The 16,583-nt window shown below is 71.4% G+C and carries 18 protein-coding genes; 10 read left to right on the top strand and 8 right to left on the bottom strand.

All coding sequences use genetic code 11. The features are described from left to right. Positions 1-10: 10 nt before the first annotated feature. Positions 11-1,288, top strand: a complete 1,278-nt coding sequence (locus ACWGIU_RS09200; protein ID WP_453703893.1) for a thymidine phosphorylase — start codon at positions 11-13, stop codon at positions 1,286-1,288. A 172-nt stretch (positions 1,289-1,460) separates the two neighbouring features. Beyond that, positions 1,461-1,796 (top strand): STAS domain-containing protein, encoded by a 336-nt coding sequence (locus ACWGIU_RS09195; RefSeq protein ID WP_453703887.1) that lies wholly within the window; start codon positions 1,461-1,463, stop codon positions 1,794-1,796. On the opposite strand, the gene ACWGIU_RS09190 is transcribed toward ACWGIU_RS09195, so the two are convergent. Further along, complete coding sequence (locus ACWGIU_RS09190) at positions 1,692-2,693, bottom strand: sigma-70 family RNA polymerase sigma factor (protein ID WP_453703885.1); 1,002 nt, start codon at positions 2,691-2,693, stop codon at positions 1,692-1,694. The two genes, ACWGIU_RS09195 and ACWGIU_RS09190, sit on opposite strands and share 105 nt — an antisense overlap. Positions 2,694-2,904: 211 nt before the next feature. On the opposite strand from ACWGIU_RS09190, the gene ACWGIU_RS09185 reads away from it, so the two are divergent. Continuing rightward, positions 2,905-4,227 carry an MFS transporter gene (locus ACWGIU_RS09185; protein ID WP_453703883.1) on the top strand — a complete coding sequence of 441 codons (1,323 nt, stop codon included), beginning with the start codon at positions 2,905-2,907 and terminating at the stop codon, positions 4,225-4,227. Positions 4,228-4,381: 154 nt separating this feature from the next. Here ACWGIU_RS09185 and ACWGIU_RS09180 read toward each other — a convergent pair whose 3' ends face one another. Continuing rightward, positions 4,382-5,101: a L,D-transpeptidase family protein gene (locus ACWGIU_RS09180; protein ID WP_453703881.1), complete on the bottom strand. Its 720-nt coding sequence runs from the start codon at positions 5,099-5,101 to the stop codon at positions 4,382-4,384. Positions 5,102-5,190: 89 nt separating this feature from the next. Beyond that, positions 5,191-6,474, bottom strand: coding sequence for an MFS transporter (locus ACWGIU_RS09175; protein ID WP_453703879.1), 1,284 nt, complete (start codon positions 6,472-6,474; stop codon positions 5,191-5,193). Between the two features lie 62 nt (positions 6,475-6,536). Here ACWGIU_RS09175 and ACWGIU_RS09170 point away from each other — a divergent pair, with 62 nt between their 5' ends. Then, complete coding sequence (locus ACWGIU_RS09170) at positions 6,537-7,511, top strand: LysR family transcriptional regulator (RefSeq protein ID WP_453703891.1); 975 nt, start codon at positions 6,537-6,539, stop codon at positions 7,509-7,511. A 160-nt stretch (positions 7,512-7,671) separates the two neighbouring features. On the opposite strand, the gene ACWGIU_RS09165 is transcribed toward ACWGIU_RS09170, so the two are convergent. Together ACWGIU_RS09165 and ACWGIU_RS09160 are read right to left on the bottom strand one after the other, a co-directional pair. Then, positions 7,672-8,043 (bottom strand): cupin domain-containing protein, encoded by a 372-nt coding sequence (locus tag ACWGIU_RS09165; protein ID WP_453703877.1) that lies wholly within the window; start codon positions 8,041-8,043, stop codon positions 7,672-7,674. Positions 8,044-8,140: 97 nt separating this feature from the next. Continuing rightward, the gene (locus tag ACWGIU_RS09160; protein ID WP_453703875.1) at positions 8,141-8,875 is read right to left on the bottom strand and encodes an alpha/beta hydrolase; all 735 of its coding nucleotides are present in this window, start codon (positions 8,873-8,875) and stop codon (positions 8,141-8,143) included. Between the two features lie 113 nt (positions 8,876-8,988). On the opposite strand from ACWGIU_RS09160, the gene ACWGIU_RS09155 reads away from it, so the two are divergent. From ACWGIU_RS09155 to ACWGIU_RS09145, 3 genes are all read left to right on the top strand, one after another. Continuing rightward, positions 8,989-10,137: an adenosine deaminase gene (locus tag ACWGIU_RS09155; RefSeq protein WP_030763337.1), complete on the top strand. Its 1,149-nt coding sequence runs from the start codon at positions 8,989-8,991 to the stop codon at positions 10,135-10,137. A gap of 139 nt (positions 10,138-10,276) precedes the next feature. Then, positions 10,277-10,534: a hypothetical protein gene (locus ACWGIU_RS09150; protein ID WP_453703873.1), complete on the top strand. Its 258-nt coding sequence runs from the start codon at positions 10,277-10,279 to the stop codon at positions 10,532-10,534. 132 nt (positions 10,535-10,666) lie between these two features. Then, positions 10,667-11,443: a hypothetical protein gene (locus tag ACWGIU_RS09145; protein WP_453703871.1), complete on the top strand. Its 777-nt coding sequence runs from the start codon at positions 10,667-10,669 to the stop codon at positions 11,441-11,443. A gap of 24 nt (positions 11,444-11,467) precedes the next feature. On the opposite strand, the gene ACWGIU_RS09140 is transcribed toward ACWGIU_RS09145, so the two are convergent. The 3 genes from ACWGIU_RS09140 to ACWGIU_RS09130 all read right to left on the bottom strand — a co-directional run bounded on the left by ACWGIU_RS09140 (position 11,468) and on the right by ACWGIU_RS09130 (position 13,035). Continuing rightward, on the bottom strand, positions 11,468-11,668 hold the full coding sequence (locus ACWGIU_RS09140; protein WP_030012491.1) for a PspC domain-containing protein: 201 nt from the start codon (positions 11,666-11,668) through the stop codon (positions 11,468-11,470). A gap of 37 nt (positions 11,669-11,705) precedes the next feature. Continuing rightward, positions 11,706-12,278, bottom strand: a complete 573-nt coding sequence (locus ACWGIU_RS09135; RefSeq protein WP_453703869.1) for a VanZ family protein — start codon at positions 12,276-12,278, stop codon at positions 11,706-11,708. Between the two features lie 97 nt (positions 12,279-12,375). Continuing rightward, on the bottom strand, positions 12,376-13,035 hold the full coding sequence (locus ACWGIU_RS09130; protein WP_453703867.1) for a PH domain-containing protein: 660 nt from the start codon (positions 13,033-13,035) through the stop codon (positions 12,376-12,378). 156 nt (positions 13,036-13,191) lie between these two features. On the opposite strand from ACWGIU_RS09130, the gene deoC reads away from it, so the two are divergent. Genes deoC through ACWGIU_RS09115 form a run of 3 tightly spaced genes read left to right on the top strand, consistent with a single transcriptional unit; the run spans position 13,192 to position 16,485 of the window. After that, positions 13,192-14,154, top strand: a complete 963-nt coding sequence (gene deoC, locus ACWGIU_RS09125) for a deoxyribose-phosphate aldolase (RefSeq protein WP_453703889.1) — start codon at positions 13,192-13,194, stop codon at positions 14,152-14,154. Between the two features lie 5 nt (positions 14,155-14,159). Then, positions 14,160-15,596: an aldehyde dehydrogenase family protein gene (locus tag ACWGIU_RS09120; protein ID WP_453703865.1), complete on the top strand. Its 1,437-nt coding sequence runs from the start codon at positions 14,160-14,162 to the stop codon at positions 15,594-15,596. Then, on the top strand, positions 15,589-16,485 hold the full coding sequence (locus tag ACWGIU_RS09115; protein ID WP_453703863.1) for an aldehyde dehydrogenase family protein: 897 nt from the start codon (positions 15,589-15,591) through the stop codon (positions 16,483-16,485). The genes ACWGIU_RS09120 and ACWGIU_RS09115 overlap by 8 nt, the downstream gene beginning before the upstream one ends. The last annotated feature ends 98 nt before the right edge of the window (positions 16,486-16,583 follow it).

The following is a 16,583-nucleotide window of genomic DNA, read 5'->3' as shown; positions in this document are numbered from 1 at the left end:
GAAACACCTCATGGACGTCATCTCCGTCATCCGGACCAAGCGGGACCGCGGTGAGCTGAGCCCCGAGCAGATCGACTGGGTCATCGACGCGTACACCCGCGGTGTCGTGGCGGACGAGCAGATGTCGGCGCTGGCGATGGCCATCCTGCTCAACGGTATGAACCGGACCGAGATCGCCCGCTGGACCGCTGCGATGATCGCCTCCGGCGAGCGCATGAACTTCGACTCCCTCTCCCGCCCGACCGCCGACAAGCACTCCACGGGCGGCGTCGGCGACAAGATCACTCTCCCGCTCGCCCCGCTCGTCGCCGCGTGCGGCGCGGCCGTGCCCCAGCTGTCCGGCCGCGGCCTCGGCCACACCGGTGGCACCCTCGACAAGCTGGAGTCCATCCCCGGCTGGCGCGCGCTGCTCTCCAACGAGGAGATGCTGCACGTCCTGGACACCACCGGCGCGGTCATCTGCGCGGCCGGCGACGGCCTGGCCCCGGCGGACAAGAAGCTCTACGCGTTGCGCGACGTCACCGGCACGGTCGAGGCCATCCCGCTGATCGCCTCCTCGATCATGTCGAAGAAGATCGCCGAGGGCACCGGCTCGCTCGTCCTGGACGTCAAGGTCGGTACCGGCGCCTTCATGAAGAACATCGAGGACGCGCGGGAACTGGCGCGCACCATGGTGGGCCTCGGCACCGACTCGGGTGTCAAGACCGTCGCGCTGCTGACGGACATGTCCACGCCGCTGGGCCTGACCGCCGGAAACGCGCTGGAGGTCCGCGAGTCGGTGGAGGTGCTCGCCGGTGGCGGCCCCGCCGACGTGGTCGAGCTGACCATCGCGCTGGCCAAGGAGATGCTGGACGCGGCGGGCATCAAGGACGCCGACCCGGCGAAGGCCCTGGCCGACGGCTCCGCGATGGACCACTGGCGCCGGATGATCGCGGCCCAGGGCGGCGACCCGGACGCGGCCCTCCCGGTCGCCCGCGAGCAGCACGTGATCACCGCACCCGAGTCGGGCGTCCTGACCCGCCTGGACGCGTACGGGGTCGGCGTCGCCGCATGGCGCCTGGGCGCCGGCCGCGCGCGCAAGGAGGACCCGGTGCAGGCGGGCGCGGGCGTCGAGCTCCACGCGAAGCCGGGCGACACGGTGACGGCGGGCCAGCCGCTGATGACCCTGCACACGGACACCCCGGAGAAGTTCGACTACGCACTGGCCTCCCTGGCGGGCACCTACGACATCGCCCCGGCGGGCACGGCCTTCTCCGCCACCCCGATCGTCCTGGACCGCATCGCCTGACCTGCGGTTTCCCTTCGGGTGAACGGGACCGGTGGACCCCCACCGGTCCCGTTCGGCATTCTTCGGCCTTGCGCGCCCTTGAGGGAGGGCACCGGGTCCCGGCAGGGAGCCCTCGTCGCGCCGTGGTGCGCGGCCGCCGATGAGTTCCGGCGGGCGGGGGAGTCACCCCCTCGTGGAGATCCGACGACTCGTGCTGCCCGGACCAGGACCGACCGCCAAGGACGCGGCGTGCCTGTGCGCGCGCCTGGCCCGGCTGTACGAGGACGGGGCGCGCGCCGTGGAGTGCGATGCGCGGGCCGTCACCGCGCCGGGCCTGGGCGCCGTCGAGGTGCTGGCCCGGCTGCGGCTGGCCGCCCGGGGGCGGCCGCTGCGGGTGACCGGGGCCGCGCCCGCCCTGCGCGCCCTACTGGGCCTCGTAGGCCTCGTCGAGCTCCTCGGGGAGGCCGAACAGCGGGAACCATCGCGCGGTGTCCAGGAAGGCGTTGAGCCCGACGATTCTGCCGTCTGAGATCTCCAGCACCTGGAGCGCCCACGGGGTGTGGCCAGGCCGCCCGTCCTCGCGCGGACGGTACTGGCCGAAGGCGGGCAGGCCGTTCGCCGTCGTCGGGACCAGCCGGGAGCCCTTGCAGCCGATGCCCTGGTTCAGGTGCCAGGCCGCGATGTCCTCGTGGCCCCGGAGCCACAGGTCGAACGGCGGCATCGAGAGCACCGCGTCCTCGTGGAGGAGGGTGGTGAGGCGCGAGATGTCGTAGGCCTCGAAGGCGGAGAGGTACTGCTCCAGCAGCTTCGCCTGGTCCGCGTCGAGGGGATCCGCGGGGTCGCTGTCGCGCAGCGACTGCCCGGCGAGGGTGGCCCGCGCCCGCTGGAGGGCGCTGTTCACCGAGGCCGTCGTGGTCTCCAGGAGCTGGGCCACCTCGTCGGCCTTCCAGGCCAGAACCTCGCGCAGGATGAGCACCGCCCGCTGCTTGGCCGGCAGGTGCTGGAGCGCCGCGACGAAGGCCAGTCGTACGGACTCCTTCGCCAGCGCCATCTCCGCCGGGTCGGCGGTCTGCGGCAGCACCCGGCTGTCCGGGACCGGCTCCAGCCAGGTCACCTCGGGGCGCTCGTTGAGCACGGCCGAGGCCTGGTGCTGCGGGGCCGTCAGGTCCATCGGGCGGGCTCGCTTGTTGCCGGCGTTCAGCAGGTCCAGGCAGACGTTGGTGGCGATCCGGTACAGCCACGACCGCAGCGAGGAGCGGCCCTCGAACTTCTCGTAGCTGCGCCAGGCACGGATGTACGTGTCCTGCACCGCGTCCTCGGCGTCGAAGGACGAGCCGAGCATCCGGTAGCAGTAGCCGGTGAGCTCGACCCGGTACCGGTCCATGGCCGTGTCGAGGTCCGTTTCGGTTGTGGCGAGATCGCTCATGTCCGTCCATCCCCCTGGTGGTTCCGCTCCTTCGGAACCTACCGGAGGGGTCTGACAACGGCAGCCGGAACGCGGTGGAACGCTCCCGTCGGCACCAAACATATGTCGTCATCAAGTTTCTTGACGTCAAGATTAATCTGCGGCACGCTTCGTCCATGTATCTCGACATCGAGATACATGGCGGGGATGCGGACGATACGGGGGGACCGGGATGCGGCGCGGCGGGGAGATCCGGAAAGCACGGCACGGGGAGGGCGGCCTGCTGGCGCAACTGCGCCGGCCGCCCGGCGGCCGTGACGCGCGGATCATGCTGCTCACCCAGGCGCTGGACCGCGCGGGCACCGGCGTGTGGGCCGCGTCCTCCGTCCTCTACTTCACCTTCGTCGTCGGCCTCGACGCCGGGCAGCTCGGCCTGCTGCTGGGCGCGGCCGGGGTGGCGGGCATCGCCGGATCACCGCTGGCCGGCCACCTCGCCGACCGCTTCCAGGTGCGCACCCTGCTGATCGGCTGCCACCTCATCCGCCTCGGGGCCCTGTGCGTGCTGCTGGCGGTCACCGACTTCGGCCTGCTGCTGCTCCTGTTCGCCGTCACCCACCTGGGAGACCGGGCGGCCAAGACACTGGAGATGCTCTTCGCCACCCGGATCGCCGGCGAGCGGCGCTCCACCTACCAGGCGCTGTCGCGCAGTTCGGCGAACGCCGGCTACGCCCTCGGCGCGGGCCTCGCCGCCATCGGCCTCGCCGTCGGCACCCGGGGCGCCTACCAGGTGCTCATCCTGGCCGACGCGCTGTCCTTCCTCGCGGCCGCGGCCCTGGTGTGGCGCACCCGGGAGCCGCGCGGCGGCGGACTCGTGGCCGCACGGCCCGGGACGGAGGAAGGTGCCCCGGCGGCCGGGTCCAGCCCCTGGCGGGACCGCGGCTACCTGCGGTTCGTCCTGCTGGACATCCCGATGAACCTGGACGACTCGATCCTCGGCGTCGGCGTGCCGCTGTGGCTGGTCGGCCACACCACGGCTCCGCACGCCCTGATCCCGGCCTTCGTGGTCATCAACACCGTGCTCGTCGTCGCCCTGCAGCTACGGGTGTCGGCGCGGGTCCGCGGCGCCCGCCAGGCGGCGGGCGTCGTCGCCTGGTACGGCCTGACGGCGCTCGCCTGCTGCGCCTTCCTGGCCGCCGCCCCCGCGGGCGGGGTCCTGGCCGCCTCGGTGGCCCTGCTCGCCGCGGCCGTGCTGGCCACCGCGGCGGAGCTGATGCGCTCGGTGAGCTCCTGGGAGCTCGCGGTCTCCCTCGCGCCGAAGGAGGCGCGCGCCTCCTACCTCGGAGTGGCCGGCATGGCCCAGTCCGTCCAGAAGTCCGCGGGCCCACTGCTGCTCACCGGCGCGGTGATGGCGGCCGGCCCGGTCGGCTGGCTGACCCTCGGGGCCGGGGTGGCGGGTCTGTCCCTCGTCCAACGCCGCTCCGCCCTGCGGCGGTTGGACCGCCTGGGTGCCGCGCCCGCGCCTGCCGCGCCTGCCGAGTCCACCGCGCCCGCGTAGTGCTGACGGAAAGGTTCACCGGGTCACGACGCCCGGCACGGCACCTCGCCGCGTTGTCGGACCGCACAAGTACGTCCAGTACGAGCCGCGGCCCTCCGCCTTGCGATGCACCACACCGGACGCCGCAACCCGGCAAACCTTCCCGGCCACAGCACTAGGTCCCGGGCTTGCGCCCGTACACGTAGACGTCCTCGCCCTGCCCCAGCAGGTTCCAGTACGCCTTGGCGTCGGCGGACCGCATGTTCACGCAGCCGCCCGAACCGGGCGGATTCCACATGCTCTTGGTGGTCGAGTGGAAGGCGATGCCGCCGTCGAAGAACTGCGCGTACGGCATCGAGACGTCGTAGAGCGTCGACCAGTGGTCGATGTTCCGGTAGTAGATCTTCTTCAGGCCGGTCCGGGTCTCCGTGCCGTCCTTGCCGGTGCGGACCGGGACGGGCCCGTACTTCAGGGTGGCGCCGTCCTGGATCCAGCTGAGCTGCCGCGTCAGGTCGACGCAGGCGATCCGGCCCCGGTTCACCGGGCAGGCGCCCGCCGCGTTCGGGGTGGTGCCGGCCGCCCGCTGGGCCAGCATCGTGCTCATCGTCTGCCAGGTCAGCGGCCCGGCATAGCCCTGGGTCGGGGTGATTCCGTGGCTCGCCTGGAAGGAGCGGATCGCCGTGCAGTCGGCCGCCGACTGTTTCCCGTCCACCGGCCGCCCGAGGAACTGTTCGGCCTGTCGCTGGTACGGCCCGGCGGTGAGGTTGCAGGGCGCCGCGGCCTGCGCCGCCCCGCCTCCCGCGACCACCACCGGCAGCGCCAGCGCGACCGCCCCGACCAGCACCGCCGCCCGCAGCCCCACGCGCCCGTGTGACGCCCGTGTCCGCGTCCCCATCCGGTCCTCCCCCGCTCGCACCGCATCGTTCTCCGTATTCAATGCCCGGAAAACGAGCAGGTGTTGCCACGTCGGGAGCGTAGATTTCGTCAGCGCGCGCCCACGGCCGACACCGGCATCCGCCGCTCCGCACGCGCCGCGTGCGACCCGTACAGGGTGATCGACACGACGCCGAGCACCGCCAGCAGCGCGATGCCGACCGTGGCCGCCCATCCGGCCCCGTGGTAGGCGAGGGCGCCCAGGGTGCCGCCCGCACTGGAGCCGAGGTAGTACGCCGACTGGTAGAGCGCGGAGGCCTGCGCCCGGCCCGTCTTCGCCGTCCGGCTCACCGCGGCCGAGGCCACCGCGTGGCCCGCGAAGAAGCCCGCGGTGATCAGCACCAGCCCGAGCACGATCGCCGCCAGCGAGTCGGACAGCGACAGCAGCAGCCCGAGCGCCGTGGTCGTCACGGCCAGGTACAGCGCGCCGCGCCGCCCGGTACGGGCCACCAGCCGGCCGGCGGCCGCCGAGGAGACCGTACCGACCAAGTAGATCAGGAAGATCGACCCGACGATGCCCTGCCCGAGCGAGAAAGGCTCGTCCACCAGGCGGTAGCCGATCACCGTGTAGACCGCGCCGAAAACCGTCATGAACAGGGCGCCGATCCCGTACAGCCGCAGCAGCAGCGGATCGCGCAGATGACCGGCGACGGTACGGCCCACCGCGCGCGGGTTCAGCGACGCCGGGCGGAAGAAGCGCGCCCGGGGCAGCAGCACCAGGAAGGCCACGCCGCACGCCAGCGCCATCAGGGCGACGGCCAGCAGGCCCGCCCGCCAGCCCCACAGCTGCGCGGCCCAGCCGGTGACGAGACGACCGCTCATGCCGCCGATGGAGTTCCCCGCCACGAACAGGCCGATCGCCGCCACCAGCGCCTTCGGCCTGACCTCCTCCGCCAGGTACGCCATCGCGGAGGCCGGGATCCCGGCGATCGCCGCGCCCTGGACGGCGCGCAGCACCACCAGCCACTCCACGTTCGGCGCGAACGGCACCAGCAGGCCGACGCCGACGGCGATCACCATCGAGTACGTCATCATCCGGGTGCGGCCGAACCGCTCGGACAGCGCGCTCAGCGGGAGGACGAACAGGGCGAGCGCGCCGGTGGCCGCGGACACCGTCCAGCTGGCCTGGCCCGCCGTCACCCCGAAGCCGGCGGAGATCGCGGGCAACAGCGCCTGGGTGGAGTAGAGGAGGGCGAACGTCGCGAGTCCGGCGGCGAAGAGCGCGAGGCTCATCCGGCGGTAACCGGGGCGGCCGGGGGAGAGGGGCTGCGGTGCGGGGAACGACGGGGTGGAGGCACCCGGGATGACGGGTGCCCCGGTATGAACGGGAGGCATGCTTCGAAGGTAGGCCTGTGATTTTCATGCGTCCAATGCACAAAATCGCGATAATCGATCCACTGATGCATCAAGCGAGCTCAGAGGCGTGGATGTCGATGAACCGTTACGTAGAAGACATGGCAGTGACAACTCTGCTGGCGCCGCGGCTGGCGTATTTCGTCGCCGTCGCCCGCCACGAGCACGTCACCCGCGCCGCCCACGAGCTGGGCGTCCCGCAGTCCACCCTGTCCCGCGCCATGGTCCGGCTCGAACAGGACCTCGGCGTCACGCTGTTCGCCCGCAGGGGCCGTACGGTCGCCCTCACCACGGCCGGCCGCACCTTCCTGGCCTCGGCCGAGCAGGCCCTCACCGAGATCGACCGGGCCGCCGAATCCGTACAGCAGGACGCCGATCCGGCGGCGGGCAAGGTGGCCTTCGGCTTCCTGCACACCCTGGGGTCCGAGACCGTACCCGGGCTCATCCGCGCCTTCCGCGCCGACCACCCGCGCATCCGCTTCTCCCTCGTCCAGAACTACGGCGAGGCCATGCTGGAGAAGCTGCGGGCCGGCGAACTGGACCTGTGCCTGACCTCCCCGCTGCCGGACGCCCCCGACCTGGTCGCGCGCCGCCTGGACGAACAGCGGCTGCGGCTGGTGGTCCCGGACGACCACCGGCTCGCGACCCGCAAGCGCATCCGCCTCGCCGAGGCCGCCGAGGAAACCTTCGTCACCCTGGAGCCCGGCTACGGCATGCGCCGCATCACCGACGACCTGTGCGCGGAGGCCGGGTTCACCCCGAAGATCGCCTTCGAGGGCGAGGAGGCCGAGACCCTGCGCGGCCTGGTCGCGGCCGGCCTCGGCGTGGCCCTCCTGCCACCCCCGGCCGTGGCCCGCCCCGGCGTGGTCGAGCTGACGGTCACCGCCCCCCGCGCCGTCCGCGAGATCGGCCTCGCCTGGCTCGACGGCCACCCCGACACCCCACCGGTGGCGGAGTTCAAGCGCTTCCTCCTCTCCCGCCGCGGCCGCCTGATCCCCGAACTGGAGCCGTCCGCATAGAGGTTGCCGTGTCGTCGCCGCCCGCGAGCGGCCGCGGTGGTCGCGCCGGAGCCGTTCGGTGCCATCCGACCGTGAGGAGGGCGGAGCGGCGGGTACGGACGGACCGGCGCGACCCCCGGAACCTGAGGGAGCGCGGGCCCGTCACGTCAGCTGTCAGCCGTCAGCCGTCAGCCGGCTTCGCGTAGTCGTGGTAGCCGGTCCAGTCCAGTGCGACGCACGGCTCGTCCCCCAGGACCCAGGCGTCGTGCCCGGGGGCGATCTGCATGAAGTCGCCCGGGCCGAGGTCGCCGCTCTCCCCGTCGTCCATGACGATCTTCATCCGGCCGCTCACGATGTACCCGGTGTGGGCGGAGCGGCAGCTGTCCGTGCCGGCCAGCGGCTTGATGTGCAGCGACCAGCGCCAGCCCGGCTCGAAGACCGCGCGTCCCACCGCCCCGCCCTCGGTGTTGAACAGGTCCAACCTGCCCGTGCCGGCCTCGAAGGGCCGCGTCTCGTCAGGCTTGTCGAAGTTCCTGTAGACCAATCCGCCCATAGTTCAGTCGCCTCCGGGAGTCTGGCAGCACACCCCGAGTCCAATTCCCACGGTACGCGCCCCGCCGATCCGCGCCCGTGGATCACTCCCGCGCGGATCACCTCCTCAGCGACCTGCCGAAGCCGGAGGCCAGTGGCATCCGCAGGCCCAGGGGCGGCGGCGCGGCCAGGGCGTCCGTCACCGGCCGCGAGTACCGCCCCGAGGAGACCGCGCCCAGGATGAAGTCCACGGCCAGAGCCACCACTTCCGGCCGGTGTTCGCGCAGCCCGTGTCCGTCCGAATGCACCTCGAAGCGGCACGTCGGCCGGTTCGCCTTCTTCGCGCGCGCCGCCAGCCGGAAGGAGGCCTCCGGGTCGCTGCGCGCGTCGTCGGTGCCGTGGACGATCAACACTTGCCGTCCCGCCAGCTGTTTGACCGGTTCAGGGGAGCCGGCCGGGGCCGCCTCCGCCAAACAGGGCGCCAGCACCACGATCGAGTTGACGGCCGCGTGGCCCGCGGCCCGCAGCGCGGCCAGTCCTCCCGCGCCGTAGCCGACCAGGCACACCGGTACGTCGCCGTACCGCCGCACCGCCTCGTCCGCGGCCCACCCCGCCTGCTCCTCCCGGGCGGAGTCCCCGCCGTGGACGACCATGTGCGTGACCAGCCCCTCCGCCCCGCCCGCCCGGGCCAGCGCCCGCGCGAGCGGACGCATGGGACCGGGGGAGAACCTGGACGCCCCGGGGAGCAGGAGCACCACCCCGTTGACCGCACTTTCCGTCGAACCCGAGCCGGTTCTCGCGCCGGCCGCCCGCCCCAGACGGGCCCCGCGCGCCGGCGGCGCATGCTGTGCCATGGCGGAACAGTCTCAGACCTTCAGGTGTACGCCATCCGTCCGCGCGGTCTCTGTTACATATCGACGCCCGCCGGGGACATTCCGCTCTACGCGCGTAGGAGTAGAGTGCGCAGATGACGAGCGAGACCCCCAACCTGCCGACCCCGGATCAGATCCGCCGTTCCCCGAAGGTGCTGCTGCACGATCACCTCGACGGCGGACTGCGTCCCGGGACCATCATCGAGCTGGCCCGTGAGGTCGGCTACGAGAACCTCCCCGAGACCGACGCCGACAAGCTCGGCATCTGGTTCCGCGAGGCCGCCGACTCCGGCTCCCTGCCGCGCTACCTGGAGACCTTCGCGCACACCTGCGCGGTCATGCAGACGAAGGCCGCCCTCTTCCGGGTCGCCGCCGAGTGCGCCGAGGACCTGGCCGAGGACGGCGTCGTGTACGCCGAGATCCGCTACGCGCCCGAGCAGCACCTGGAAGCCGGCCTTTCCCTCGAAGAGGTCGTCGAGGCCGTGAACGACGGCTTCCGCGAGGGCGAGCGCCGCGCGAAGGCCAACGGCCACCGCATCCGCGTCGGCGCGCTGCTGACCGCGATGCGCCACGCCGCCCGCGCGCTGGAGATCGCCGAGCTGGCGAACCGATACCGCGACAACGGCGTGGTCGGCTTCGACATCGCCGGCGCCGAGGCCGGGTTCCCTCCCACCCGCCACCTCGACGCCTTCGAGTACCTCAAGCGCGAGAACAACCACTTCACCATCCACGCGGGTGAGGCCTTCGGCCTGCCGTCGATCTGGCAGGCCCTGCAGTGGTGCGGCGCCGACCGCCTCGGTCACGGTGTGAAGATCATCGACGACATCGAGGTCGCCGAGGACGGTTCCGTGACCCTGGGCCGCCTGGCTTCGTACGTCCGGGACAAGCGCATCCCCCTGGAGATGTGCCCGACCTCGAACCTGCAGACCGCCGCGGCCGCCTCGTACGCCGAGCACCCGATCGGTCTGCTGCGCAAGCTGCACTTCAGGCTGACGGTCAACACGGACAACCGGCTGATGAGCGGCACCAGCATGAGCCGCGAGTTCGAGCACCTGGTCGACACCTTCGGCTACACCCTCGATGACATGCAGTGGTTCACCGTCAATGCGATGAAGTCCGCGTTCATTCCTTTCGATGAACGACTGGCCATGATCAATGAAGTGATCAAGCCCGGTTATGCGGAGCTGAAGTCGGAGTGGCTGTTCCGGCAGACCGCCTCCACCAGCGGTTCTGTCTCGGCCTAGGTCGCGGCATGACGTAACGGAAGCGCCCGGGAGGGATAACACCCGGGCGCTTTCTCATATTTAAGGATGTTTGCGGGCGGCGGTTTGAAGTGGCTAGTTTGCGGAGCCGCTCAATTCCCCGTCGCAAGGACAATTTTTCATGAAGAAGTCAGCTGCCAAGACCCTCGGTACCGCCGTTCTCGGTGCCGCCTTCGCCGCGGTCGCCGCCGGTACCGCCTCCGCCGCCGTCCCGGCGGTCGGCCTCACCGACGCGCTGGGCTCCGCCACGGGCATGCTCCAGGGTGCGACCAGCCAGCAGCAGGTGGGCGGAGGGGCTCAGCAGTCGAGCGACCCCACCTCGCAGATCACCGGAGTGCTGAACCCGCTCACCAACAGCCTGAACGGCCTCGGCGGCTGATTCTGCCGCCACTGCGACGCGTACACGTGTGCGGTGAGCGCATGCCCTTTCGACCAGGTATGTGTCCCGCCGCGCCGTGTGCCACGATCGCCACCAACTGCCCGCCGACTCTTGGGTATGAGGTTCTCGGTCATGCGCATGAAGGCACGAGCGACGATGGTCGCGCTGGTCCCCACCCTGCTGTGCGCAGCCGTGGGGTGCAGCAGCACGAACACCCCCGCGACGGACAAGGCCCCCGATGCCAAGGGCTCCGTGGGCAGCGCCTCCGCCGCGCCCGGAGTCCCGGCGCCCTCCGCCGGGGCAGCCGGATCGGCCGCGCCGAAGACCGGTGGCAGCAGGCTTGAACGGTCCGCGCTGGCCCAGGGAGACCTGCCCGGCTACCAGGTTTCCGCCCAGGGCAAGAACCCCCAAGCCCCGGACGGCCAGCCGCAGGCCGACAAGAAGGCCTGCCAGCCGCTGGCCGACGTCATGGGCGACAAGCCGGACCCGTCCGCGCGCGAGACCCTCAGCCGTGGCGTCGGCTCCCGGAAGCAGGTCGGGCTGGCCGTCTCCGCCGCCGTCAGCTCGTACTCCGAGAGCGACGCCAAGGCGCTGATCTCCCGGCTCAAGGCCGCCGTCGCCGCCTGCGGTACGGGCTTCTCCGCCAAGGTCGGGAAGCAGACCGGCGCCTATCGCGAGGTCCGCCCCGCCGACTACCGCACGGGCGGCGACGAGAGCGTCAGCTGGACCATGACCGCGGCCGCCGAGGGGGTCTCGGCGCAGGTCCACCTGGTCGTCGTACGCGAGGGCGACACCGTCGTGCGGCTGACGGCCCTCAATGTGGCGGCCGCCCAGCAGAAGGCGCGGGTGCCGCAGGAAGTGGCGGACAAGCAACTGGAGAAGATCAAGACGGCCCAGCAGGCCGGCTGACCCGAGGATGCGCCGACCGCCGGACTACCAGGCGGCCGAGGCGGACTTCTCGTTCGGCAGCAGCACCCACAGCGCTATGTAGATCAGGAACTGCGGGCCGGGCAGCAGGCATGAGACGACGAAAATGGCGCGCATCGCGTTCGTGGAAATTCCGAAACGCCGCGCCAGTCCGGCGCAGACTCCGCCGATCCAGCGGCCGTCACGGGGGCGGACCAGGGCGCTCATGAGATTCTCCTTCGTCGGTATCGCTTTCTGCGATGGCTCAATACTCCCGCGGGACCGCCGACAGAACGTCGGTCCAGCGGCCGAGCCCGACCCTGGAAATCTTCGGGGTATCCCCCTGATAAACAGTGTGTGAGCGCCTCAGCCGGGCCCGCAGCGCCGGTACGACGGACACGTGCGCGAGCACCACGCCGATGGTGTTCAGCAGCACCGAGTCCACGTCCACGACCTGTCCCGGGACCGCCGTCTGCAGCATCTCGATGCACACCGAGACCAGCGCGCCGGCGGCCGCCGTCCGGGCCAGCGAGGACCACGCGGACAGGGCGGACGGCGCGAGCCGGCCACTGATCAACGGGACCAGTACCCCGAGCGGGGCCAACAGCGCGAGCCCCTCGCCGATCTGCCGGGCGGCCCCCAGGGGACCGAGGGCCAGGTCCGCCGTGATCCCCTCCAGCGGGCTCAGATTGGCCGCCGCGGCCCAGGGCACGTCCAGCGGCCGCAGAGTCAGCCAGCCGACGACCACGAAATGGGCGGCGAGCAGGACCCCGGCCAGGAGTCGCAGACGGAGATGGACCGTGGTGGCGGCGTTTTCGCCGGCCTCATGACGCTGCACACCTGCGAGGACGCATCACCCGGTAGCCCCGGTTCCGGCCCGGAGGGGGGTGTGGCCGGGAGCACCCGAGAGGGTGCGGAGCTGGCGTTCCGGCCGGTCAGCGCGTGGCGATGAGGACGATCAGGAGCAGCGCGCCGATCAGGGCGGGCGCGATGATCTCGTACGACCAGCGCACGCGCACACTGCCCTGCGCGCCCGGCCGCGCGGCGTTCAGTTCGGCCAGTCCCTGCAGTTCGTCGACGATCCGGTCGGCATTGGCCCGCATCGGTTCGGAGGCGGAGGCCGAGGCGGAGGTGCGGCCCCGCGCGGCGGGGTCGCCCGCGCTGCCCGGGTCCCGGCGGTCGATCGCGTTGCGGCGCATCTGCTGCCGGTTGGCCTTCTTCCGCTCCCGCAGCGAGACCGGCACGGACCAGAGCTGGTACTTCGATCCCTCGGCCAGCACCTCGGCCGAGTACCCGGCGCGCACCGCGTCCACGGCCGCCCAGGGCAGCTCGATGATCCGGAACGGGTTCCGCACGCGCATCCGGTCCTCGTTGGCGAAGACGGCCGGGCGGATCGTGAACGCGACGATCAGCGGTACGGCGCACAGCGCCACCGCCGAACCGATCCACGGGGTGTTGCCGGAGCCCCGCACCACGGCGTCGCCGCAGAGCCAGGCGGTCAGCGCGAGCAGCAGTGCCCCCGAGACGATGCCCATGGAGGATCGGTAGACCCGGTCTGCGTACACCGGCTCGTCGGTCGGCTGCTGGCTGCTCATGGGGTCGATTCTGCCCCACCGCGCCGCCTGGACGGATCAGCCCGCCGGATCGGGGTCGAGGATCAGGTGGCCGAGCGCGGAGGTGTCGATTCCGTAGCGGATTCGAGGGCGGGGGTGACAGGTCGCTACGCGCGTAGATATGCTCACCTGGTGACCATGCCCACCACCCTCACCGCATTCGCTGACGTGACGACGTCCGACAGTGCGCTGCGCCGCTTCCTGCACGGGCTGCCCGGCGTCGACACTGTCGGCCTGGAGGCCCGCGCGGCCTCCCTCGGCACCCGTTCGATCAAGACGACGGCCAAGGCGTACGCCATCGACCTGGCCATCTCGATGATCGACCTGACGACGCTGGAAGGCGCGGACACCCCGGGCAAGGTCCGGGCGCTCTCCGCCAAGGCCGTCAATCCCGATCCCACCGACCGTACGACCCCGATGACGGCCGCCGTCTGTGTCTACCCCGACATGGTGGCCACGGCGAAGGCCGCGCTGAACGGCGCCGACGTCAAGATCGCCTCTGTCGCGACCGCCTTCCCGGCCGGCCGCGCCGCCCTGCCCGTCAAGCTCGCGGACACCCGCGACGCCGTCGCCGCCGGCGCCGACGAGATCGACATGGTCATCGACCGTGGCGCCTTCCTCGCCGGTCGCTACCTGGAGACGTACGAGCTGATCAGGGCCATCAAGGAGGCCTGCGTCCGCGAGGACGGCAGCGCCGCGCGCCTGAAGGTCATCTTCGAGACCGGCGAGCTGTCGACCTACGACAACATCCGCCGTGCCTCCTGGATCGGCATGCTCGCGGGCGCCGACTTCATCAAGACGTCGACCGGCAAGGTCGGGGTCAACGCCACTCCGGCGAACACCCTGCTCATGCTCGAAGCCGTACGCGACTTCCGCGCGCAGACTGGAATCCAGATCGGCGTGAAGCCGGCCGGCGGCATCCGCACCACCAAGGACGCCATCAAGTTCCTGGTCCTGGTCAACGAGACCGTGGGCGAGGACTGGCTGAGCAACCACTGGTTCCGCTTCGGCGCCTCCAGCCTGCTCAACGACCTGTTGATGCAGCGCCAGAAGCTGAGCACCGGCCGTTACTCCGGTCCCGACTACGTGACGGTGGACTGATCACCATGGCATCTGTATTCGAGTACGCACCGGCTCCCGAGTCCCGCTCGGTCGTCGACATCGCTCCCTCCTACGGGCTCTTCATCGACGGTGAGTTCACCGACGCCGCCGACGGCAAGGTCTTCAAGACCGTCTCGCCGAGCAGCGAGGAGGTGCTGGCCGAGGTCGCCCAGGCCGGCGCCGCCGATGTGGACCGCGCCGTGAAGGCCGCACGCAAGGCCTTCGCCTCCTGGTCCGCGCTGCCGGGCTCCGAGCGCGCCAAGTACCTCTTCCGCATCGCCCGGATCATCCAGGAGCGCAGCCGCGAGCTCGCCGTCCTGGAGACCCTGGACAACGGCAAGCCGATCAAGGAGACCCGCGACGCGGACCTCCCGCTGGTCGCCGCGCACTTCTTCTACTACGCGGGCTGGGCCGACAAGCTCGACCACGCGGGATACGGCCCGAACCCGCGCCCGCTGGGCGTGGCCGGCCAGGTCATCCCGTGGAACTTCCCGCTGCTGATGCTGGCCTGGAAGATCGCACCGGCGCTCGCCACCGGCAACACCGTCGTGCTGAAGCCCGCCGAGACGACCCCCCTCTCCGCGCTGTTCTTCGCGGACATCTGCCGCCAGGCGGGTCTGCCCAGGGGCGTCGTCAACATCCTCACCGGCTACGGCGACGCGGGCGCGGCCCTCGTCGAGCACCCGGACGTCAACAAGGTCGCCTTCACCGGCTCGACCGCCGTGGGCAAGAAGATCGCCCGCCACGTCGCCGGCACCGACAAGAAGGTCACCCTGGAGCTGGGCGGCAAGGGCGCCAACATCGTCTTCGACGACGCCCCCATCGACCAGGCCGTCGAGGGCATCGTGAACGGCATCTTCTTCAACCAGGGTCAGGTCTGCTGCGCGGGCTCGCGCCTTCTGGTCCAGGAGTCGATCCACGACGAGCTGCTGGACTCCCTCAAGCGCCGCCTCTCCACGCTGCGCCTGGGCGACCCGCTCGACAAGAACACCGACATCGGCGCGATCAACTCCGCCGAGCAGCTCGCCCGGATCACCGCGCTCGCGGAGACCGGCGAGGCGGAGGGCGCCGAGCGCTGGTCCCCGGCGTGCGAGCTGCCGTCCTCCGGCTACTGGTTCGCCCCGACGCTCTTCACGAACGTCACCCAGGCGCACACCGTCGCCCGCGACGAGATCTTCGGCCCGGTGCTGTCCGTGCTGACCTTCCGTACGCCCGACGAGGCCGTCGCGAAGGCCAACAACAGCCAGTACGGCCTGTCCGCCGGCATCTGGACGGAGAAGGGCTCGCGCATCCTCGCGGTCGCCAACCAGCTCCGCGCCGGAGTCGTCTGGGCCAACACGTTCAACAAGTTCGACCCGACCTCGCCCTTCGGCGGCTACAAGGAGTCGGGCTTCGGCCGCGAGGGCGGCCGCCACGGCCTGGAGGGCTACCTCGATGTCTGAGTCGTCGACCCGTCTGAACGTCTTCAAGACCTACAAGCTGTACGTCGGGGGCAAGTTCCCCCGCTCCGAGAGCGGCCGGGTGTACGAAGTGACGGACTCCAAGGGCAAGTGGCTGGCCAACGCCCCGCTGTCCTCCCGCAAGGACGCGCGTGACGCCGTCGTCGCGGCCCGCAAGGCCTTCGGCGGCTGGTCCGGTGCGACCGCGTACAACCGCGGGCAGATCCTCTACCGCATCGCCGAGATGCTGGAGGGCCGCCGCGAGCAGTTCGTCCGCGAGGTCGGCGAGGCGGAGGGCCTGTCCAAGTCGAAGGCCGGCGCGGTCGTCGACGCGGCCATCGACCGCTGGGTCTGGTACGCGGGCTGGACCGACAAGATCGGCCAGATCGTGGGCGGGGCCAACCCGGTCGCGGGCCCGTTCTTCAACCTCTCCACCCCGGAGCCGACCGGTGTCGTCACGGTCGTCGCCCCGCAGGAGTCGTCCTTCCTGGGCCTGGTCTCGGTGGTCGCCCCGGTGATCGCGACGGGCAACACCGCCGTCGTCATCGCCAGCGAGAAGTCACCGCTGCCGGCCCTCTCCCTGGGCGAGGTGCTCGCCACCTCAGACCTGCCCGGCGGCGTGGTCAACATCCTGTCCGGCAAGGCCGGCGAGATGGGCCCGCACCTGGCGTCCCACCAGGACGTCAACGCGATCGACCTGGCCGGGGCCGATGCGGCGCTGGCCAAGGAGCTGGAGATCGCGGCCGCCGACAACCTCAAGCGCGTCCTGCGTCCACAGCCTGTGGACGACTGGAGCGCCGACCCGGGCACGTCGCGGATGACCGCGTTCCTGGAGACCAAGACCGTCTGGCACCCCACCGGGTCGCTGGGCGCGGGCGGCTCGTCCTACTAGGTCCGCAAAGTAGCGCCGACCGCCCGAAGGGCGGGCCCCGCGGTGCCGGACGCCGCGGGGCAGGCGGGACTTTGCGGAAACGGCCCACCCCTTACGAG

It is taken from the genome of Streptomyces sp. NPDC054840 (genome assembly GCF_053611065.1).
This window is presented reverse-complemented; position numbering and strand designations above follow the sequence as displayed.